Source organism: Synechococcus sp. MU1648 (genome assembly GCF_023630615.1).
GTDB lineage: Bacteria > Cyanobacteriota > Cyanobacteriia > PCC-6307 > Cyanobiaceae > Parasynechococcus.
Genome location: NZ_JAKUHI010000001.1, coordinates 98,789 through 117,909, shown reverse-complemented (window position 1 = coordinate 117,909; position 19,121 = coordinate 98,789). Strand labels below are relative to the sequence as shown.

The following is a 19,121-nucleotide window of genomic DNA, read 5'->3' as shown; positions in this document are numbered from 1 at the left end:
AGTGACGCTAAGGGGCCGTCTGCGGCCTTGGATCCGGGCGATGAATCGGTGGCATCACCGTCAGGATCACTTCAGACCGCACCGGCCGGCCGAGTTCGGCACTGCAACGGGCATCAATGTGATGGCGAAGCGCATCAATCACACGACTTTCCTGGGGCTGCAGCGGATTGATGTAGACCACGACAAAGGCTGTACGGCCCAGCTGCTGGACGGTGAAGTCCATCATTTGCAACTGAAGCCCCACCAGTTCCTGCATCAACACAACCCGCGTGCGCTGCAGCACATCGGGGTCGGCGGCGCAGCCGGCGGCCTGGGCCATGGCATCACGCAGCGCCGCCAAGGGTTCGCGCAACAAGGCCAGGCTGACCGCAAGCACCAGCAGCGCATCGGTAATCGGCGCCAGAGCGGAAAGCGGCGTTGCCAGCAACAACGGAGAGGCCAGCAGGGCCAGGCCTGTGGCCAGGGTGATCACCGCATCGATCCGAGCATTGCGGGCCTCCGTCAACAGCAGTAGGGATACCCCCCCGGTACGACGCCAATCCCGCCGATGCCGCCAGGCCAGCAGCCCGCAAAGCGCTGTCATCAGAACGGTGTAGAGCGCCACCGGTTCCAGATGCAGCGGAGCAATGCTGGAGCCCCGCCACCAGTCGATCAGGGTGGAGCAGGCGCTGCCGACGCCAAAGCCGATCACCCCCAGCAGCACCAGGGAGCGGAACAACACATACAGGGCCTCCTGCCCCTCATAGCCATAGGGCCAGGCTCGATCCGGGGGACGCACAACATTCATGCTGATGCGGCTGGCAATCAACGATGAACCCACCAGCACACCGGAATAGAGGCCGTCCAACAGCAGGGCCGACGAACCGGTCAGCACATGGGCGGAAAACCCGGCGAGTGCCATCACTGCATTGGCTCTGACCCCAAAGCGCAGCGAGCGCTGTTCGATCCGGCGAGCCTCAGCAGGGGTGTTCATACCGTCAGAGTGTCGGGTTGAAGGGCCTGCACCGGCTCCAGGTCATGCAAGGCGCGATCGCGGTAAGCGCCATAGCGGGCTCGCTTGTCGCGGATCCGCTCCGGTAGATCGGGCAAAAGTCCAAAATTGGGGGGCATCGGCTGAAATTTCGCGGTAGGCGCCTCGCTAACGAAATGGGTGAGGGCTCCACTCATGCAGGTCGACGGCAGATCAATGGGCTCAAGCCCCCGGGCCAACCGAGCCGCATTGGTGCCGGCCAACCAGCCACCGGCAACGGCGGCGGCATAGCCCTCGGTGCCCGTGATCTGACCAGCAGCCAAGAGGGTAGGACGCTGGCGGAATTGCAGCGTGGGCTGCAGCAGCTGCGGCGATTCAAGAAAGGTGTTGCGGTGCATCACACCGAAGCGCACGAATTCCGCCTGGCCCAACCCAGGAATCATCTGAAGAACACGCTTCTGCTCTCCCCATTTGAGATTCGTCTGGAAGCCCACCAGATTCCACAGACGACCATCCTTGTCTTCCTGCCGCAGCTGAACCACGGCGTAGGCGCGCTTGGCCCGGCGCACGTCGCGATCATTCACATCACCCCAACGAGGGTCCCAGAGCCCGATCGGCTTCAACGGGCCATAGCGCATGGTGTCTTCACCCCGACGGGCCAGCTCCTCAATCGGCAAACAGCCCTCAAAGAAGGTGGCGTCGTTCTGATCAAAGTCCTTGAGTTCGGCCTGTTCGGCGTCGAGCAAGGCCTGGCGGAAGGCCAGGTATTGCTCCTTGTCCATGGGGCAGTTGATGTAGTCCGCATCACCCTTGTCGTAGCGGCTGGCGCGAAAAGCCACCGACAGATCAATGCTGTCGCCATGGACGATTGGACTCGCCGCATCAAAGAAGTGGCAATCAGCTCGGCCGGTGAAACAGCGCAGATCCTCCGCGAGGGGTTCACTGGTTAGCGGCCCCGTCGCCAGCACCGTGATCGCATCAGCGGGCGGCAGGGTGTGCTGCTCGCGGCGTTCAATCGTGACCAGAGGGTGTTGATCCAGAATTTCAGTCAGCGCAGCGCTGTAGCGACCGCGATCGACGGCCAACGCCCCACCCGCCGGGACAGCGTGGGTGTCGGCCGTGCCGATCACGAGGGATCCCAGCCGACGCAGCTCCTCCTGCAGCAAACCCGCTGCACGGTCGCTGCTCAGGGCGCCGAAACTGTTGCTGCAGACCAACTCAGCGAAGTCGCTGCTGTGGTGGGCGGGAGATCGTCGAATCGGACGCATCTCCACCAGGGTGACTGCAACCCCAGCACGGGCGATCTGCCAAGCCGCTTCGGTACCGGCAAGACCGGCACCGAGCACAGTGACATGGGGAGATTGAGACAACCAGCTGCATCAAGCAGCCTTCAGCCTACGAAGCTTGCTCGCCTGTGAATCAAGCGCGGCTGCGCTTGAGCATCAGCTGCAACTGACCCACCGCAGCACGGCCGATGTTGAAGGCAGCCCAGCTGACGGCGGCGAGGATCGGAGCGACCACAAGGAACAGACGGGCATCAATACCCAGTACTTGGCCCGTGGTGATCACGCTGAAGGCCGAGTAACCGACGATCACCAGGATGAGGACCAGACCGATGGCAACTCGGACCATTCTTGAAAACGGAAATCAGTGTCGCCGATCTTACGGACTTCTACGTGGATCCCACGACCTTCCTTGAAAGCTGATCAAATTCGCAGCAATCAAGGGGTTGAGTTCAAGGAGTGATTCGAGCGTGGGATGCCGCCAGTCGCGCATAGCGCTGGGCATGGCGGCGCTGCTCTTCGATCGCTTCCGGAGGAAGATCCCGCTTCACGACGGCCGGGGCGCCCATCACCAGAGTCCCAGGGGGCACATCCCTGGTGACGACTGATCCGGCGGCGACCAGAGCACCTGCACCAATGGTGACGCCATTCAGAACGATGGCCCCAATCCCCACCAGGCACCCATCCTCCAGGGTGGCGCCATGGATCACGGCCCGGTGACCAATGGTGACGTTGATACCGATACGTACCGGCTGCCCCGGATCGCCATGGAGCACGGCGCCATCCTGAACATTGCTCCCCGCTCCGATGCTGATCTGTTCCAAATCACCGCGAGCCACTGCCGTAGGCCAGAGGCTGCTGCCCTCTGCCATCCGGACATTGCCAATGACGACGGCGGAATCGGCGACCCAAGCATCAGCGTCGATCTGAGGAGCGGGCCACGGCTTCGATCCAGTCATGACCATGGTTCGGCAGCCACCAGTCTCTCCGGCGACCTGAGTGATAACCTCAGCTGGTGCCAAAAACGGCATGCCCAAGCGGGCACGGGTCGCTAGCTCAGCGGTAGAGCATCCGGCTTTTAACCGGCTGGTCCTGAGTTCGAATCTCAGGCGACCCATATCAACGCTTTGATGTCGTCTCGTGACTCAGGCTGGCCATCACTGCGGCGGCTGTTAGAAAGCCGTGAATCCTTGATCAGGCCTACGGTTCAGATGGCGTATTTCGCGTTCTTTGGCGTCACGATTCTTCTGGCTCTGCTGGGCGGACTGTTTTCCAGGGTCGCTGCAGAACGTTATTGGATGTGATCAAGAGCGGTGGCTGCAGCGAACGTGGCTGAGGTTGATCTCGCCGTCATCGGAGCTGGGCTGTCCGGATGCAGCCTGATCGGTCGATTCCACCAGTTGCAATCCAATCTGAACATTGCGCTGATTGAAGCCGGCCGGGGGCCGGGGGGCAGGGCTGCCAGCCGTCGCAGGAGAGACCAAAGCGGCTGGTTGCTCGACCATGGAGCCCCTGGTTTTGCTCTCAAAAACCCTCCATCCCTTGGGATGAAGGAACTGTTGTCACCGTTGCAGTCGGCAGGAGTCCTGGAGCGCAACAAGCGTCCTGTGCTTTCGCTGGACGCAGACGCAGCCTTGTCTGCCGCCACAAGCCCTGAGGCCTGCCCGGAGGGCGGGTGGTGGCATGGCGTTCCCTGCATGGCCCGCATCTGCGAAGAGCTGCTTGATGGTGTTGGCTCAGCGCAAGTGAGCCGTCATTTCGAAACCCGCGTGCGCTGGCTGGAACGACGCAGCGATCATTGGATTCTCGAAAACGAAGATCGGAGCTGGAGCCTTAAGGCCCAGAAACTGGTGCTTAGTGGAACCCTGCTGGCCCATCCCCGCTCCCTGAAGATGCTGGCGTGGGACGACGTCCCCTTGAGATCAGCCGTTGCAAAGGGCGTGGACGTCGACCTCGATGCCGTGCTGAGTCAGCTCCAACGCATGCGCGCCGAGGTGCGCTGGAACTTAATGGTGGACCTCGGTGTGCCCGACCTCAAGGGTGACGTCATCCCTGCTCAAATCTGGTTGAACGAAGCTGCGAAGGCGCGCTGGCAGGTGGAAAGACTCGTTTTTCAGCCTCAAAGCGATGGACGCTGGGGGCTGGTGGTGCATGGTTTGGATTCGGGAGAAGCGATCACGCCCCAAAGCCAGGCTCGCCTGCTCGCCCAAGAGCAACATCGTCTTGTGAACCTGTTGCCCGAACTGCTCAAGTCTTCATCGGGTCTATCAGCTGCGGTGAACCAGGCAAAACCCCTCGGCGTGATGCGCTGGGGAGCATCACGTCCCCTCAACCACCCTCTTCACCCAGAGCTTCAGTGGTGCCCCAAAAGCAGAGTGGGATTTTGCGGGGATTGGATCGAGGGCCCTGGCTTTGGAACAGCGGAAGGAGCGATTCGCAGCGGCGTCGACCTCGCTGAACAACTGCACGCTGACCGCTAACCTCTTAAGGCGTCGGGGAGTGGCGCAGTTTGGTAGCGCGCTTGCTTTGGGAGCAAGATGCCGCAGGTTCGAATCCTGTCTCCCCGATGCCCAACCAGCCAGCCCCCAACTGGCTTTTAACCCTCTAAACCCCGATCTGGCCATTGGTCATTTCGGGGTTTTTTGGTACTTATCGGGCCCATTTTGCGAGCCACTTTGCGAGCCAGGCAGTTACCGATAGCTTGCTTCCTGGCTGAAACGAGGAAAGCAAAAGACAATCGATATAGAAAGTGTCCATAAAGCTGCTTAAGTAATTTTATTATTAACACGAAGAAATAATTGTCAGCTGATGGGCTCCAAGAAAAAGACAAACTCTAAAAGGGAAGACAAAGAGATAGGCTTACAATCTTCTTGCGACAACCACCAAGCCAGCACAAAAATTTCCCCTCAGAAAAGAAGCACGCCAACATTTAGGAGGCCTAAAAGACAACATATTCTCCATACGCTCCAAGCCAACAGAGTGCCAATTTCTAGCCATCAAAACAGTTTGCACCCTGCTATCTGGATGAGTAAAAATATTTTCAAAAAAATCGTACCATTTATACTCATCCCAGGCCTCAGAACGAAGACCATTGGCGTCGTACAGATCAAGAGCAGGCAGATGAGAATATACGATTTCCGAAGACAATAAACTCTCAGGAAAACTACTAGATGAAACAGGAAAGTTTGAAACAACGCGATCCTGACAACACTCTGTGTTCGCAAGCCAATAACATAATAAATCTAATTTTTCATAACTCAACAGCTTTGAATGACTTCCGGATGCAAAATCAATCAAGCCGGGATTTTCGCCGACCCGCAAGATCGAAGAAAATGAATCAGAATCATAACAATCCGATGCCGTACAGGAAACAAAGTTAACACTTGAAATAATGTGCAAAAGGTAACCGCAACCAGGACCAATCTCGTGGAGATTTACAAGATTCCGCCTTTTTAGTGATCTTATTCTGGCAATTTCAGCACTTAGAAGAGGAACCATGTGGTCTTGACTGAGCATCCAACAATCAGGCTTTGAAAGCATTTGAAGCGCTTTCTGAGGCAAACTATTTGCAGACTTTCCTTTAATTCTTACCGAAACTCTTCTTCGCCTGGGGTTCTGTATTGAGGAGCAATTAACAATATTAGCCGCTCGATCATCATGAGGAACTTTATCAACACTAACATCAAATAAATTACAGAATCGAGAAAGCGCTGAGGCACAAGCGACCCTAAAAGTCTCTTTGAGTTTAGATAAAGATTGATTTACTTGTAGATCATAGCTATGGATTACGGAATACTCCATATCACGAAGAAATTCACTGGAACAAAACGCCATCAAAGCGTCAGAAAAAGAAACCTCAGCCAAACAACTGGCCGTAAACAAATCAAGGGAAATCCTAGAATTTGAAGGATGGAGAGACGCGAGAGGAACATTTACTGTCCTAAAAAAAATGGCTGTATGCTCATCCAAAGTCGACATAGATGATAAAAAGTAAAGAGCTTGCTTATTGAGCCTATCGCCATAACATAAAGAACCTAAAAGCCCTACAGCTTCAGCATCATTACCTTGACCATGCTTAATGAGGCCTAGCAGGAAGATAGTAAATTGGTGCAGAGACGAATTATAACCTTGAACAGAATTAATACATTTCTCGGCATCATCAAGTTCATTAGCCCGGATAGCCAGCAATGCCCTAAGAGACAGATGAAACGGAATCAAGGCTTTGGACACCGATCTGACAGACAGAATTGAATAATAGTCAGCCAGGTAGTCACTGCTACCACCTTTAATAACACCATCTATTTTGCATTGATATTGCCCAACAGAATCAAAGTACATATCAAAACAATTGCATGTAATTAATAATAAACAAGAAGTTCTGGAAACCAAAGCTAATCGTCTTCAACTTAAATACTCCCTTTACACCCAACATCCCCGCGAGCGAGAGTACCTGAAGATGCTTGTCGGGTGCGAGCTGCGAGCCACAGGGCGAGCCAATGGCCCTGGGACACTCCAGAACCCTGCGCCTGACTGGGAAGTGTCACGGCTTTGGGAGCAAGATGCCGCAGGTTCGAATCCTGTCTCCCCGATGCCCATCAAAGTCAGTCCCCAGCTGACATCTCCACCGCTCCGCAAGGGGCGGTTTTTTATTGCTTTCAAGCAAGCGTGCGCAAAACGTGCGTAAAACCAGCGAACAGGAAGGCTTTTGCGCACGACTTGTCGGAACACGTCTAGCCCTAGTGGATGAAATAATCGAAGCCAGTATTCGCTGCAAGCAACACAGCAATGCTGTTGGGGCTTTGAAGCTTCAGGCGCAATTAACAAGACTGCTGAAAGGCAGTTAGGTGCCAATAAAAATCCCCGCCCTTGCTGATGGGGTGAGAATTGCTCTTCGAATTGATGATTGTGTAAGCCAAAACTGTGGAGTCAGTGGAGAAGAGATCAACCCAATCGCCATAACGAGCTTGGCCTGTATCTCCCCAGCCTCCGTCAAGAGCAATCTTCACGCCGTTTGGATCGAGTCCATCAGGGTCTCCTGCAGCCTCAAAGCATTGACTTTTGTAAAGAGAATGGCCAAGGTGCTGAGTTATTAAGCCTATTTCATGAATTTGTGTAAATACGGAGTGCGACAATCAAAAGATGTAATTCATCTAAATGTTGGATCTGCAGATTCCCTTTAGGTTTTTTGGAGCGCTACTCGTGGGCTCTGCCCTTATGTCAATGGCTCAAAATCCCAAGGAGTTGATTTTGCTGGGTGGCACCTTCCTTCTCGGCCTAGGGGCACTTGAGGCAGCGCTAAGGTTCGGAGGCTTTTAACTCGTCCTCTGATCGCCAAACGTCCAAGACCTCTGGGAAATGCTTCTCAATACAGGAATCGCAGATGCCATGTGTGAATTTCAGGCTTGATCTTTGTGAAAGATATTTATCAAGATGCATCCATTCTCCATTCTGGTCTTGAGCCTTCCTGCAATAAGAGCACGTAGAAATCATTCTATTTCCACCGCTATGCGTACAAAAGGATTCAATTAGGTTGATAGATTTTTTTCGCAACTCGAGAAAAGCAACGACTTGCCTTGCAAGAGCTTTCATGACATCGCATTCTCTATCGGTCAAATAACGAGGTCTTCGATCTATCACGCATAAAGTTCCTACTCTTAATGAAGCACTGTTTTCCAGCGGAAAACCTGCATAAAGTCTTATCTGAGGGTCGCCGCAAACAAGAGGATTGTCAGTAAAGCGTGAGTCCATCGTTGCATCGGGAACGATAAGAGGATCGGAGGAATGAATTGCGTGAGCGCAAAAAGACCAATCCCTTGGTGTCTCCTGAATATCAACGCCTACTTTTGACTTGAACCACTGCCTATCTACATCAACAAGGCTCATAAGAGCAATGGGTGCAGAGCATACAGTTGCAGCTATTTTCGTTATATCGTCATATGACTGCTCAGGGCTTGTACCTAAAATCCTGTATTCATTGAGCGCATTAATCCTTTCCGCTTCATTTTCAGGCAGCAGAGAGGAAGGCACGAGTAGGATGTGCTAATAGGGTTGAAGATTAATGCTCTAGGCTATTTAATCAAATTATCAATATAAAAATTATTCACTTTAGGAATGATGTTGAATGATTCACGGTTCACAAAAGGAAGGCCGCCCCTCCCGGTGGAGAGACGGCCTAGCTCGCTCGTTTGTGCATGGTTCAACCCATCACTGCTTAAGAGAGAAAGGGTCGAAGCTTCTGGCTCGAGGCGCCCTGGGGCCATTTGCTCTAGGTGTTGGGTCGTTTTCTCCGAGGGCACCTGAGACGGTGCAAGTGGAGCGTCGAATGGCGTGGCGTACAAAGTGCGTGCCTACCAAAGGACCAACCCAGGTCATTTTTGAGACTGTTGGAGCAGGGGCCAGAAAGTCAGTCTGCTTTTTGGATCTGCTCGGTTGGACCGTCGTCTCTCATGAACGCCTCCGATCTCGATGCACTCAGTTTTGTGCCTTGAAGGCACAAAGTCATCGGCATTAAGGCGCATTGCCTTCATGGTCTGAGCGACCGATTTTTGGGGTGGCGTGCCTGGCTGCCCTCACGCAGTTGAGGGCATTGCTTGACTGTTCATAGTGATGCCCAGCTAGTACATGGGTGCTTACATGGGTTGCCATGCGGGATGGCTGGCTCATCGACCGGGAGGGGTTCTGGATCTGCCGATTTCATCGTGATGAGAAGGCTTGGATCCGTGATCCACGGGTGTTCGTCGATCACGGGCGGGAGATGCCCAGCGGCCATCCCGCCCTTCTTAAGCGGCGGGAATACCTGCGCCGGGATGCTTCAGGGCAACGCTGGTAAGAGCTTCTGCGGTTGGGCTGGTCAACCACTGACCCTGCGTGGGGTGCTGAGGTTGAGCCGTGATCGATCACGCAACCCAAGAGCAAGCAGCTCTCCGATTTTTGTCGCTTTGATAGTTCACTTCAGCCTGAGCCTTCGCCCAAAAGCGGGGGCTTTTGATTGGGAAAGCGCCGGGCACTCGTGAAGCCCAGTGCCAACCCTTTGGGTGCAGCTCTGCAGCCCCGGGGGACACTGCCTTCATCCTCTATATCGTCTAGCTCAAGTAGGCACTCTCATCCTTAAGTAATTGTGAACGGATTGCTCTTTTCGCTGTCACCCTCCGCACCGAAAGGAAAAGCGAGAATCATTACCTTTGCGATGCGAGCGTTTTGCTCGTGAGGGTCGGCCCCTCTATAGAGCTGCAGGGGCCTTCTTCTTGTGCCAAGCGAAGCCACACCTCCTCGAACAGGGTGACCTCGCCGCTCCGTGAAGTGCAAATCAAACAGAGCACCTATGTCGTAACTCTGGCCTCCGACAGCTTTACGCATCACCTGCTACTTAAGTGGCATCACCACTTGAACTTGATCTCACCGCTAGAAAGAGCTTCTGCGGTTGGGCTGGTCTGCCACTGCCCCGGATTGGGGTGCTGAGGTGGAGCCCTGACTCCCCGGCATAAATAAACCCCGCCATTGCTGACGGAGTGAAGTCAGCTCGCAGTTCTACCAATTCGCAAAGCCACGTCGCCCGCCACCGTTGCCCCAGGCACCTGAACCATTGCGCCAGCCACCACCACCGGCATTAGCGAAACCGCGCCCGGCATTAGCGAAACCGCCACCATTGCGCCAGCCACCGCCACCGCCGTTAACCCAGCCACGTCGATAGCCACCGTTAGCCCACCCAGCGATCTCCAGCGGTTGGTGCAGCCTTGCCTTCAACATGTGCGACCAGCTGTCGTCACCTTGTGCAGCTGCAATGCGTTGCTCAATGCTGTTGTCAGCTTTTTGAATGGAATATGTTCCAGCCTCAGTGGCGCCAACACTGCTCCAGGTGCTGAGCAGGATCAGTGTTCCAAGAAGGGTGGTTGGCTTCATTAGGGCCATTGAGCAGCTGAACTTCTGAAGTAGTAGCCACGATGCAAGCGGCTGGTCATGGGTCAGATGTGACTGTCTTGAGTGTTCCCCGCTCTGTTCAGCGCACTGGCGGACGGCACCGCACCCAACCGGTCTTCAGCATCGATTTCCACACCTCGATGGCGTTGTGCCGAAGCATTCTTCTGCGGATTTGGGGCACTGGTGGCCTTCATGAAAGAGAGGCGATCACCAAAAAGAATGTGACCAGTACTGTTTATGCATCAAGCAAAAAGATCCTGCAATAAGCTTCGCTGCTTCGATTGCCTCTTCCAACTCAAAATAAAGGGCAGCAGAGAATGTGTCGGTCTTACAATTCATTACCATCGCGGTCGGCACGTCCAATCCGTTTTGATCTTTATTTTGCTCTTTGGTTGTAATCGCAAGGCCAAACAATGCTTTGTCTTCTGATGATCTTGAGTAGCTCACTGACATCAAGTAAGGCTTTGTAAACGCAAAGTTGCCATTGTCGATTGTTGGATCTGCGTCGGCTGCAGCAATTTGAGGGTGCATGGTCATGAGCAATACGACGAGAAGTTTTTTCATTTGCCAGATCCTTCTCCCTGTTTTGTAGCTACCCGCGCACAAGCGGGAGGCAGCGCCTCCAGCCGATTTTCAACAACTTGTCCCAATCATGAATTGCGTTATAGCGAAGCATCTGCCGGCGGGTTTGCGGGACTGGTGGGCTAGGCGGAACGCAGCGATAGGTGCGCACCGCAACCCACTGCGCATAGACCGTTGCTGAGTCGGGTTTGAACTGACAAAGCAGTTGCTGTTCAGGACTGACCAGCCAACCTTCACCGCCTGGTTTTTCTGGCGGGGGATTGGTGGCGCGGACCTTCTTCGGCATCGCCGGAGTCTGGAGAGCGGGGAACTCTCAAGACAGTCACGTCTCAACCATGACCCGCGACACCCGCATTGCCCTGTTCCTGCTGGGGGAACTCGTGGCAGCACTACGAGCCAACGACTTCTGACCTCTTCAAGCGTTGGCTGCCTGGTGGGGTGCCCCCCCATGCTGAAGCAGCTGCAACAGGGGCAGAACCTGAAGAAGCAATGCATGCTTTGGGCACCGACCTGGCAGAAGGAGATGGGCTGGGCACATCAGGCTGGTTAGTTCAGTCAAGACTCAGTGTCCAGCAGCTCAATCTCCACTTCACGCCCTTTCAGCCTGTTGAGCATGTCGCGGCTGTGATCGATGGGCGATCCGTAGTACTCGAAATCCATCTGGAACTGCGGCAGGACGGAGCGCAGTCCACGGCGTTTCTGCCGAGCCAAATAACGATGAAAGCGGTTGAACGACCTTGATCGGCTCATGGCACCTCCTTCAGTTGTTAATCCTTTGTAAGGCGTCTTCAGGGGTGAGAACTGTGTTGAAACAAACCATCAGCAAAACTGCAGCTCGCATAAAAAAGAGCTGCAAGCTTTGGGCGCCCATCTGGCAGAAGGAAATGGGCTGGGAACCAGAAGCGGGCTAGGGCCCCAAGGTCTCGGTATACAGACAACGGCTTAGCCAGGCAAAAACCATCTAAAAATGACCGTTGGTTTCAAATGAACGTGGCGCGTTTTCTACTCAGAGACGGGAACAAGGTCGGGGCTGCCGTCTCACCAGAAGGGCTTGAGATCTTCACCTACCAAGACCCGAAAGGACAAGAGATCCACGCTTTGGCAACAGTCAAAGCGGAGAGGGAGTTTCTCAAGCAGGTCCCATCGAAACTTCTCCCGCTGTATGTGCGCATGGAGCATGCCCTTGCCAAGACAGTTGGTCGAGGCTGAGATCACATGAGAAACCTCAACCAGGCGGTCCTGATCATCCTGCTGATCATGGCGGTAGGAACTGGGATTTGGCTCAACAAGACGACATGGCGTAACCGGCGTCTTATCTGGCAGATGCAGGCTGCCGTCGTCGCTGGCGGCATCGGCTTCGTCGCCGGCCGAGTAACAGGAGGCAAAGGCTGAATCACCCAACTAATGAGAGCCGGCGGCACCGTGGCGGCCTGCACCTAACCAAGTAGTAGTCAGTTCCTGCAGAGTGCTGCAAGCCACAAAGAAGGCTGAGTTCTCAACCCAGGATGTGCCGAAAGCCATCCGCTTCATGGCATCCAAATTTTTCCACGTTCATCACGAGTTCCGCGCAGGCAAAGCACAACAGTGGTGGGAGACGGCCCAGGCAGCCATGACTCCAGGTGGTGGCTGGGATGAGGCCGTCGCCAAAAATTTAGAAGCGGGGTTCTACAACCATTCGTTCTGTCCCGTTGGCCCTGAAGGCCCTGCTTTCTGCATCTGGGAAGTCCGCGAAGGAATCACAGCGGAGGAGTTTCAGGAATTCATCGATGGCCCTAATGGCGTGAATTTTGGATTGGGGGCATGGATGAACATCTGCAGGGAGATCAACGTTGAGATGGCAGGAAACCCCCCTTACCCAAGAAAGTTCTGAATCACTGCACTGGTAGCGAACACCTGAGCCAGCCTGTTCTGAGCATCTTGTCCCAGGCCTCAATGGCGTTGTACCTGAGCATCCGCCTGCGGGTTTACGGCATTGGTGGTATTCCGGTTGCTCAACCCAAGATCAAATTGGTATAGCGCTTTTTGTGCTTTCCCCTACATTCTTGTTTTACAAGGCGTATCCAATTCTTGACATTCACTTTGGCCATAATCCTTGCCTCGCTTTCAAGGCGTTGTTGCTTGGGGTGGTAATTATCAACGTTGAAAATATCTACACGACAAATCTGGGATGCGATTTGCTGCTGACTTAGAACAGGCGCCCCCTTTCGGCATTGTTGCTGAACAGCATGCCATCCTTCGTGTTTGAGGGTATCAACAATCTCATTAAAGTCTCCTTTATGAAAACCTTGGCACATCACTACGAATCCTCTTGGGATGTTGTAGTACCCATACAGGCTTCGCCCTTTGCATCCGAAAGTCTTTGAATTGTTGGACCAGATGATTGAACGTGGTCCTAGAACATCTTGAATGGTTTGACCAAGTTCCTCTAGGCGAGGACTGTTGAGGAGGTGTGGGGTTAGCGATATAGATCGAATCTCGACAGCGTGTTCACGTGCTGTTCTTGCCTATCGACTGGCATCTGAGGTATATCCACTTATACAACTGAAAAAGTTAGCTTCAGCTTTGCATCGTTGAATACTACTCCCGGAAACCCGGAGTGCTTTTTTGCCAAGTCTGACCAGCCCAGAAATGCAGCGCATCTTTATTTCTGGGTCTTCTGGTTCAGCTGTTTTTAGATAGGTCCCGCAAATCATATCCGCATAGCTTTTACTTGCACATTTGTCCAAGCCTGGCCTGGTATTAATGCCAATACTGGCAACAGATAGATGGATGTATTGATAAGGGATGACTTTCTCAATTGGGTCGTTACCACCTGCATCTTTCATCCATAGCCACACCTCTCACGGCTAGCCAATGGCTGTTTCTTTGTCTATGGCCGAATACCTCAGGACGTAGGCCAGTGCTTGACCCTCATCACCCGGTTTTTCTAGGGGTGGATTGGTAGCGCGGTCCTTATTCGGCATGGCGCGGAGTCTGACTAATCAATCAAACGTTGACCGCTGCCACTAGGTCTGCCGTTGCATTTGGCTTGAGCCTGGCGTAGCTCTTCAGGTGAGCCTCGATGGAGTGACCCATTGCCTCGCAGATGTTGGCGAAGGGATATTGGTGGCGTGCATCCCTTTGGCAAAGCGATGACGGACGGAATACGGGGCGAGCTATTCGTGCAATGTTCAGAAGAGTCTCAGAAGCTGTTCTGCCGTCTCGGCCCATGCTGAAGTAGAGGAATGCTCGAATCGCGATCAGTCAACGAATGGGAATCATGGCTGCAACGCCGTGATTCGAAAGATGTCCACTGGGATGACGCAGAAGAGCTGAGGTTCCTATCAAGCGTCCTGTTGATCTGCTTGCCGAAACGCTGGATGCACGAAATGCAAGTAGCAGGACGTAGAAACGTGAGTACCTAACCAGGCTCTGGAATCTTGTTCATAGGCATCTTCCAAACAGGAGGCCAGATTGTTGAATGGCATTCAAAATAGTTATGTAATGAGTCAATGCTCCTTCGTTGCTTCTGCACTCGATTGACGTCCAACAGGCAATAACATAACTGGAAACTTTCATCAATTATCAATAAAATAGCCCACACGATTATTGTCTTGTTACATCAAATTAGCGGCAGCATTATTTCCTGCTGTACCGATTCAACCCACTAATCCATCAACTGGTCTCGTAGAAGGCGTTTTTGATGCCTAACAGACAGATGCTGGCCAATCCTGAACCCGCGCCAGGATCTTTTGAGCGGCGCAATCTGCTCATAAGTCAGACATGAGAGGTCTTGTAAGCGCCAAGCTGACCAAAGAAGGCGCATACGAAGGCACCTTCTTTCCAATGGTATTTCCGTTAACCATTGGGCGCTGGTCACTGCACTGACTCTCTTCTGGCGATGCGGGGAGTCAGACCAGCGTTTCTTCGCTTGGAGGGTTGCAACGCAGACGGCCTAACTTCTGCATCGTCGCTCCACCTTCGATGATGGTCTCACTGTGAATCAGCATCACACAGCCATAATCTCTATGCAGACCTGTCGCCTAGATGCGAGAGGGAAACCACATCGGGCGCGGTTGTTCGATGGATGCGTGGTTAACGAGCTGTCGGCCATTTCACTCCTTTTCTGGCGCCTCATCAACGGCAGCTGCGTTGAAAAGCAGCATTTGAGTGGAACATAGCGATACCCACTCAGCACCGACACCCGGGAAAGCATCAGCAGCAATACTGAGAAGCAATAAAAAACCCTTGGAGTGGAAACACACCAAAGGCGATTTTTCTTCTAGCGATAACACCCATCAGGCTTGGACCAATTCAGGAACAACCCAGAAAGGATCAACAGAACAGAAACATTGTAATTATGCAGCCAAAGACTGTTGCTTAAGAGATAAGCGACCTCCAGCCATCGAGTTATGAACTAAATCTTGAGCATATTGGCGACCTGCTTTTTGTGCTTCACGGACACTTTTAAAATTACCGACAAAATCGTACTCTTTTCCATCAACCGTTGCTGCTACGGCATAGAGCTTGTCAGCGACCTTACTGACAGACCAGCGCAAGAAACACGCAGGGGAGTTCTTCTGGCCGTGCATAATGTCCTCCATAAAATACATGTGGACTTAAGCACTTACCCGCTTAACCAAGCCAAAGGCTTTATATTACGCAAATAGGTAATTATTTTCTTTTCATTATTTGACCGTCAAAGGCTCATTCTCTCAATTGCATACGTGGGGAACAATTGCCTATTTTTTGTTCAGGTCAGGCGGGCATGGCATCGCCCACACCAGGATCTGAAGATCGCGATGGAGCAGCGAACCTTGACCTCCTGAGCTCAGCTGAGGAATGGGGGGGTCCCTCGAAACTGAGCCCCGCTTAAGAGCTCAGAGGATGCCGAGAGGTCCCTTTTTCTTCTTGCAGTAGCCAGCGCCAATATTCATCCATCCTGACGGGCAAGCTTCGCCGGCAGTAGGGGCCACCTCGTAATAGATGGGCGACACACATGTCGTACCAAGGGTATTGACGTAACCAAGCGGGCACTGGTCATGCCCCGGAGCTTTAGGGATCTCCTTTTGAGCCATTGCAGCAGGCATGGCTGAAGCAAGTGCCAAAGGCAGCAGCGCGAAGAGTGCTCTGTTCATGGACGGATGGTTGCTTGGTTGCGCTCTAGCAACTCCAGTCGTCTAAGACAAGGTGATTCGGCCTTGAGTGGAGCCATCAGATCAGTTATGGCTTCAGCTTGAGCCGCCCATGAGTAGAGATATTCAGGTGCACCTCAATGGAGCACTCGATGACCTGCCTCGCGGGTATGAGCGATAAAAATGAACGAGAATGGAGCCAATGGCTCCATCTAGAGCACTTGCTCAAAGCGACATCATCGGTTGCAAGGCCTAGACCAGCAAAGGATCGGAACAATTTAAATGTATTGCAACAATAAAGATGGATTGCTCTTCTTGGCTTGAGACAAAACCACTTCGGAGCCTCTTCATTCGGATTAGTTGTCGTTTCTATATTTTTATCGATGATGCCCATCAGCACGCTCGCTCAGCAGAGCGTGATGGGCACCTGTACCTGGACGAAAGGAAACTCACAGCCACGAAAGTAATCATGCACAATGCAGCACTTCAACTCTGGTATCCTGACAATAACTACATAGAAAAAGAATTATGTTTTTGAGCCTTAAAGCTCCAGAGGTGGATACAAGCATTTTAATCAAATTGTTCAATTACATGGCGATTTAAACCCGAAGGTTAGTGGACAGACTTCATTCAGCCTGATTAGCGTTGAAGCCAGCAAAACGTTTAAGAAGCTTGAGTTCAACTCTGAGAATCCATAAAAGAGAATTGCCATCTACATCAATCAAGAGCTAGTCTTCAAACAGATGATTAGGAAATAATTTATCAAGGTTGATCAAGGCCTCTCTCCTTCGCATAACTCTTGAAATGATTCGGGAATTCATCTGCAAGGAGAACAAGCGCATGGCTTGCGGAGCCCATTTGTTCGGTGACTTCATCAAAAACCGAAGCGAAGCAGCTTTCGCACCTGATTTCCAGGCAGAGCTCTTCCCATGTTGTTTGTTGTTGATTAAAACTGGCAACAAGCTCCTGGAACGTCATTGGAATCAGCTACTTTTAAACCTGCTTATCATAAGGAACGCTCAGAGAGGATTGGATGTCTCTCAGCCTGCATGAATTCATCATCGATGGCGTTAAACTCTCGGGGCGGACATCGATAGGCTCACCCTTCACCGTTATGGCCTGAGCAGAACTGAGTGTGATTGACCAAAATAGGAAAATGAAACGACTGCAGCGACTGCTTCAGCGATTGGTAGGCAAACGGGAAAAGCCTCCATTGCACACACCTGAAGAGCTGGAATGCTTTAAAGCAGATGCGATTGAGAACCGCAGCAAGCACTACTGATGCAGGGAGCAACAGAACTGGCACTGCTCACTCTTGCTTTTGTCGGTCTTCAGCTGTGGTGGCTCAGCAAGGTCTTTTTGAATCGCCCTCGACAGCCAAGACCCCTGGGCAAGCCGATGCGAGCTAATTCACTCCAGAATGAAAGAAACATCCTGCAAAAGATCTTTGATCAATCCTGATCACTCACATCTGATGCTCTTACCTCGATGGCCATGACCTAGGGAACAGGGCTATAGGTATGCATAGGGACAAACACCGATGCATTCCATGATCTGAACGATCAACGTGGTTCATCAGCAAAGACAAGGATGTCACTCATTTGTTGTGCTCACTGTGGTCACATGCACTCGAGCGTGAGAGTCGACTGCCCTCAGTGCAACGTAAAAGCGGACGATCTGAGCAGCCTTAGGGCAACTGCGCAGAGAGAAACATGGAGACCCAATCCATTTGCTGATCGTTTCAAAGCAAGGAAGAGCCAGCCAAAACCAATCTGAAGACAGCGCGGACGATGACTCGCATGGGGTGTTTTGGCAAGGCATCCCGCTCCTCGGATGGGATGACCGCTCAGTGCAGTGCTTCAAAAGAGGCCGTTACTAGCCCATGGGTGCTGAAGCTGGGGTTAAAACTCTGGTGACAAACAGGTCGGTCATTTTTATTTCGGTCGATACCGTCAGCGACAGCAATGGGACGACGACTGTGAGTGTCCGACTTGTCGTAGATAGAAGAAGGATCTCCGATGTTGTCTCCCCTCAGGCCAACGGAGGCTGGCAGCAAAACTCCTCGAACTGATTCTCTGCAACTGAGCTCAGACACTGCGGGCTGCTACAGCTGCGTTTCAGTTGCTAAGTGTTGGGTGCGTGATGCAACAACCATGGCCTTTGAAGCTCCCCCTGCAGAGGGACGTCAGTGCACAAGCTGCGGTGACATCAAAATCCTGAATTTCTTTGGCTTGGACAACAAAGAGTGCCGGAACTGTGAAGCGAAACGTCGCCGACATGCCTTGAAGCAAGAGGCCGATGGAGCAACCGAGGCTTGAATCCTCAACAACGATCAGGTGACTTAACCAAAATCGCGTATTGGCCCGGCCTGCAATAAGTATATGCACCAATGTTCAGGCAGTAGCAATGCGCTATCACCAGAGAAGAGTTGAAAAGAGTTGTCATGGGCAAGGTTCTTTCCGCAGCCAAATGGTCATTCGATCTTCTTGGTCAGCGCATCGCCGCTCTACGTCTGAAAAAAAGCTTTTCAGAGTCAACAATTTACGGCGAATTTGCCTACGACGAATCGCAGATGAGGGAAACAAATGCAATTAAGAGACAGCAGAAATCAACCCTCGAATACGACTGCTGAACCTGCCAAAACCATGGATGCGAAGTGGATGAAGAGGCCACTTCGGATATTCAAGTGATCCCACTGGAAGAACTCAGAGCGCCCCCGCGCCAAGAGCTCCCGATTTAATAGCAGGATCTCGGCCGAAATGCCATGGAGGTCTAAAAGCTCTAGGGGAGTTGGCGCTTTCAGCCCAAGTCCCCTAGAACGCAAGTCAACACTCTTGTCGTTATGGCCTTGATTCCCCGCTGGCAGTACATGACTGACAGCAGCAAAGCAATGGTCAAACGATCCGCGATCACGCTTGTGGTCGTCTTGATCGGTTTAACGCTTTTGCGGACCATTTTCCCGTGGATTCTGCTTGGGCTGGCCATCTACGGAGCTTGGTGTCTGCTGAACCGGCAATAATCCATGAAAGAAGAGACATCGCAAGCCAGACGAACGCTATTCATCTGGGCCCTTGCTCTCAATATCGTCGCTTGGGGCGCCTATTTTTATTTAACCAAGGTGATGGGATTCGACTTTGAATCGATTCGTCAAGCCAGGATTGCTGGTTGAGTCTTGACGCACCATGTGAGGGATTTCCTCAGAACAAACCAGCGCACAGGTCGGATGAAATTCAACGATCGAATGGCTCGATCGAC

At 52.6% G+C, this 19,121-nt stretch carries 26 protein-coding genes and 2 tRNA genes; 13 read left to right on the top strand and 15 right to left on the bottom strand.

The window, feature by feature from the left end; all coding sequences use genetic code 11:
* Positions 1–7: 7 nt before the first annotated feature.
* From NCN06_RS00725 to NCN06_RS00710, 4 genes are all read right to left on the bottom strand, one after another.
* Positions 8–973: a cation transporter gene (locus tag NCN06_RS00725; RefSeq protein WP_250398532.1), complete on the bottom strand. Its 966-nt coding sequence runs from the start codon at positions 971–973 to the stop codon at positions 8–10.
* The gene (gene trmFO / locus NCN06_RS00720; protein ID WP_250398531.1) at positions 970–2,340 is read right to left on the bottom strand and encodes an FADH(2)-oxidizing methylenetetrahydrofolate--tRNA-(uracil(54)-C(5))-methyltransferase TrmFO; all 1,371 of its coding nucleotides are present in this window, start codon (positions 2,338–2,340) and stop codon (positions 970–972) included. Before trmFO ends, NCN06_RS00725 begins: the two co-directional genes overlap by 4 nt.
* A gap of 49 nt (positions 2,341–2,389) precedes the next feature.
* Complete coding sequence (locus NCN06_RS00715) at positions 2,390–2,512, bottom strand: photosystem II protein Y (protein WP_025362202.1); 123 nt, start codon at positions 2,510–2,512, stop codon at positions 2,390–2,392.
* Positions 2,513–2,705: 193 nt separating this feature from the next.
* Positions 2,706–3,212, bottom strand: coding sequence for a gamma carbonic anhydrase family protein (locus NCN06_RS00710; RefSeq protein WP_370629809.1), 507 nt, complete (start codon positions 3,210–3,212; stop codon positions 2,706–2,708).
* A gap of 86 nt (positions 3,213–3,298) precedes the next feature.
* Between NCN06_RS00710 and NCN06_RS00705 the strand changes: the two genes are divergently transcribed.
* The 4 genes from NCN06_RS00705 to NCN06_RS00690 all read left to right on the top strand — a co-directional run bounded on the left by NCN06_RS00705 (position 3,299) and on the right by NCN06_RS00690 (position 4,820).
* Positions 3,299–3,370 (top strand) — tRNA-Lys (locus NCN06_RS00705).
* A gap of 13 nt (positions 3,371–3,383) precedes the next feature.
* Positions 3,384–3,557 carry a hypothetical protein gene (locus tag NCN06_RS00700; protein ID WP_170951080.1) on the top strand — a complete coding sequence of 58 codons (174 nt, stop codon included), beginning with the start codon at positions 3,384–3,386 and terminating at the stop codon, positions 3,555–3,557.
* Between the two features lie 9 nt (positions 3,558–3,566).
* Positions 3,567–4,733 (top strand): NAD(P)-binding protein, encoded by a 1,167-nt coding sequence (locus NCN06_RS00695; RefSeq protein ID WP_226398109.1) that lies wholly within the window; start codon positions 3,567–3,569, stop codon positions 4,731–4,733.
* Between the two features lie 13 nt (positions 4,734–4,746).
* Positions 4,747–4,820 (top strand) — tRNA-Pro (locus NCN06_RS00690).
* 292 nt (positions 4,821–5,112) lie between these two features.
* Here NCN06_RS00690 and NCN06_RS00685 read toward each other — a convergent pair.
* Positions 5,113–6,483 (bottom strand): hypothetical protein, encoded by a 1,371-nt coding sequence (locus NCN06_RS00685; protein ID WP_250398530.1) that lies wholly within the window; start codon positions 6,481–6,483, stop codon positions 5,113–5,115.
* A 1,065-nt stretch (positions 6,484–7,548) separates the two neighbouring features.
* Positions 7,549–8,280, bottom strand: a complete 732-nt coding sequence (locus NCN06_RS00680) for a GAF domain-containing protein (protein WP_226398110.1) — start codon at positions 8,278–8,280, stop codon at positions 7,549–7,551.
* Positions 8,281–8,878: 598 nt separating this feature from the next.
* On the opposite strand from NCN06_RS00680, the gene NCN06_RS00675 reads away from it, so the two are divergent.
* Positions 8,879–9,082, top strand: a complete 204-nt coding sequence (locus NCN06_RS00675) for a DUF1651 domain-containing protein (RefSeq protein WP_350223172.1) — start codon at positions 8,879–8,881, stop codon at positions 9,080–9,082.
* Between the two features lie 698 nt (positions 9,083–9,780).
* On the opposite strand, the gene NCN06_RS00670 is transcribed toward NCN06_RS00675, so the two are convergent.
* The 4 genes from NCN06_RS00670 to NCN06_RS00655 all read right to left on the bottom strand — a co-directional run bounded on the left by NCN06_RS00670 (position 9,781) and on the right by NCN06_RS00655 (position 11,038).
* Positions 9,781–10,152 (bottom strand): hypothetical protein, encoded by a 372-nt coding sequence (locus NCN06_RS00670; protein WP_226398111.1) that lies wholly within the window; start codon positions 10,150–10,152, stop codon positions 9,781–9,783.
* 97 nt (positions 10,153–10,249) lie between these two features.
* Complete coding sequence (locus NCN06_RS00665) at positions 10,250–10,351, bottom strand: DUF1651 domain-containing protein (protein WP_370629811.1); 102 nt, start codon at positions 10,349–10,351, stop codon at positions 10,250–10,252.
* Positions 10,352–10,377: 26 nt separating this feature from the next.
* Positions 10,378–10,734: a hypothetical protein gene (locus NCN06_RS00660; RefSeq protein ID WP_226398112.1), complete on the bottom strand. Its 357-nt coding sequence runs from the start codon at positions 10,732–10,734 to the stop codon at positions 10,378–10,380.
* A 28-nt stretch (positions 10,735–10,762) separates the two neighbouring features.
* A complete protein-coding gene (locus NCN06_RS00655; protein ID WP_250398529.1) occupies positions 10,763–11,038 on the bottom strand; it encodes a DUF1651 domain-containing protein in 276 nt (91 codons plus the stop codon).
* Between NCN06_RS00655 and NCN06_RS00650 the strand changes: the two genes are divergently transcribed.
* A complete protein-coding gene (locus NCN06_RS00650) occupies positions 11,016–11,162 on the top strand; it encodes a hypothetical protein (protein ID WP_226398162.1) in 147 nt (48 codons plus the stop codon). The two genes, NCN06_RS00655 and NCN06_RS00650, sit on opposite strands and share 23 nt — an antisense overlap.
* A gap of 145 nt (positions 11,163–11,307) precedes the next feature.
* Here NCN06_RS00650 and NCN06_RS00645 read toward each other — a convergent pair whose 3' ends face one another.
* Positions 11,308–11,502 carry a hypothetical protein gene (locus NCN06_RS00645; RefSeq protein WP_226398114.1) on the bottom strand — a complete coding sequence of 65 codons (195 nt, stop codon included), beginning with the start codon at positions 11,500–11,502 and terminating at the stop codon, positions 11,308–11,310.
* A 234-nt stretch (positions 11,503–11,736) separates the two neighbouring features.
* On the opposite strand from NCN06_RS00645, the gene NCN06_RS00640 reads away from it, so the two are divergent.
* The 3 genes from NCN06_RS00640 to NCN06_RS00630 all read left to right on the top strand — a co-directional run bounded on the left by NCN06_RS00640 (position 11,737) and on the right by NCN06_RS00630 (position 12,622).
* Positions 11,737–11,961, top strand: a complete 225-nt coding sequence (locus NCN06_RS00640) for a hypothetical protein (protein WP_250398528.1) — start codon at positions 11,737–11,739, stop codon at positions 11,959–11,961.
* Positions 11,962–11,967: 6 nt separating this feature from the next.
* On the top strand, positions 11,968–12,144 hold the full coding sequence (locus tag NCN06_RS00635; RefSeq protein ID WP_250398527.1) for a hypothetical protein: 177 nt from the start codon (positions 11,968–11,970) through the stop codon (positions 12,142–12,144).
* Between the two features lie 136 nt (positions 12,145–12,280).
* Positions 12,281–12,622: a hypothetical protein gene (locus NCN06_RS00630; RefSeq protein WP_226398157.1), complete on the top strand. Its 342-nt coding sequence runs from the start codon at positions 12,281–12,283 to the stop codon at positions 12,620–12,622.
* A gap of 1 nt (position 12,623) precedes the next feature.
* On the opposite strand, the gene NCN06_RS00625 is transcribed toward NCN06_RS00630, so the two are convergent.
* The 4 genes from NCN06_RS00625 to NCN06_RS00610 form a co-directional block, all read right to left on the bottom strand.
* On the bottom strand, positions 12,624–12,704 hold the full coding sequence (locus tag NCN06_RS00625; RefSeq protein ID WP_226398158.1) for a hypothetical protein: 81 nt from the start codon (positions 12,702–12,704) through the stop codon (positions 12,624–12,626).
* A 2,385-nt stretch (positions 12,705–15,089) separates the two neighbouring features.
* A complete protein-coding gene (locus NCN06_RS00620; RefSeq protein ID WP_250398526.1) occupies positions 15,090–15,344 on the bottom strand; it encodes a hypothetical protein in 255 nt (84 codons plus the stop codon).
* Positions 15,345–15,611: 267 nt separating this feature from the next.
* Positions 15,612–15,869, bottom strand: a complete 258-nt coding sequence (locus NCN06_RS00615) for a hypothetical protein (protein ID WP_226398118.1) — start codon at positions 15,867–15,869, stop codon at positions 15,612–15,614.
* Positions 15,870–16,628: 759 nt separating this feature from the next.
* Positions 16,629–16,844 carry a hypothetical protein gene (locus NCN06_RS00610; protein ID WP_115025151.1) on the bottom strand — a complete coding sequence of 72 codons (216 nt, stop codon included), beginning with the start codon at positions 16,842–16,844 and terminating at the stop codon, positions 16,629–16,631.
* A gap of 178 nt (positions 16,845–17,022) precedes the next feature.
* Between NCN06_RS00610 and NCN06_RS12745 the strand changes: the two genes are divergently transcribed.
* The 4 genes from NCN06_RS12745 to NCN06_RS00600 all read left to right on the top strand — a co-directional run bounded on the left by NCN06_RS12745 (position 17,023) and on the right by NCN06_RS00600 (position 19,035).
* Positions 17,023–17,148 (top strand): hypothetical protein, encoded by a 126-nt coding sequence (locus tag NCN06_RS12745; RefSeq protein WP_255613907.1) that lies wholly within the window; start codon positions 17,023–17,025, stop codon positions 17,146–17,148.
* Positions 17,148–17,327 carry a DUF8681 family protein gene (locus tag NCN06_RS12845; protein WP_502988817.1) on the top strand — a complete coding sequence of 60 codons (180 nt, stop codon included), beginning with the start codon at positions 17,148–17,150 and terminating at the stop codon, positions 17,325–17,327. Before NCN06_RS12745 ends, NCN06_RS12845 begins: the two co-directional genes overlap by 1 nt.
* A 982-nt stretch (positions 17,328–18,309) precedes the next feature.
* A complete protein-coding gene (locus tag NCN06_RS00605) occupies positions 18,310–18,498 on the top strand; it encodes a hypothetical protein (protein ID WP_226398119.1) in 189 nt (62 codons plus the stop codon).
* 390 nt (positions 18,499–18,888) lie between these two features.
* On the top strand, positions 18,889–19,035 hold the full coding sequence (locus NCN06_RS00600) for a hypothetical protein (RefSeq protein WP_250398525.1): 147 nt from the start codon (positions 18,889–18,891) through the stop codon (positions 19,033–19,035).
* Positions 19,036–19,121: the final 86 nt, after the last annotated feature.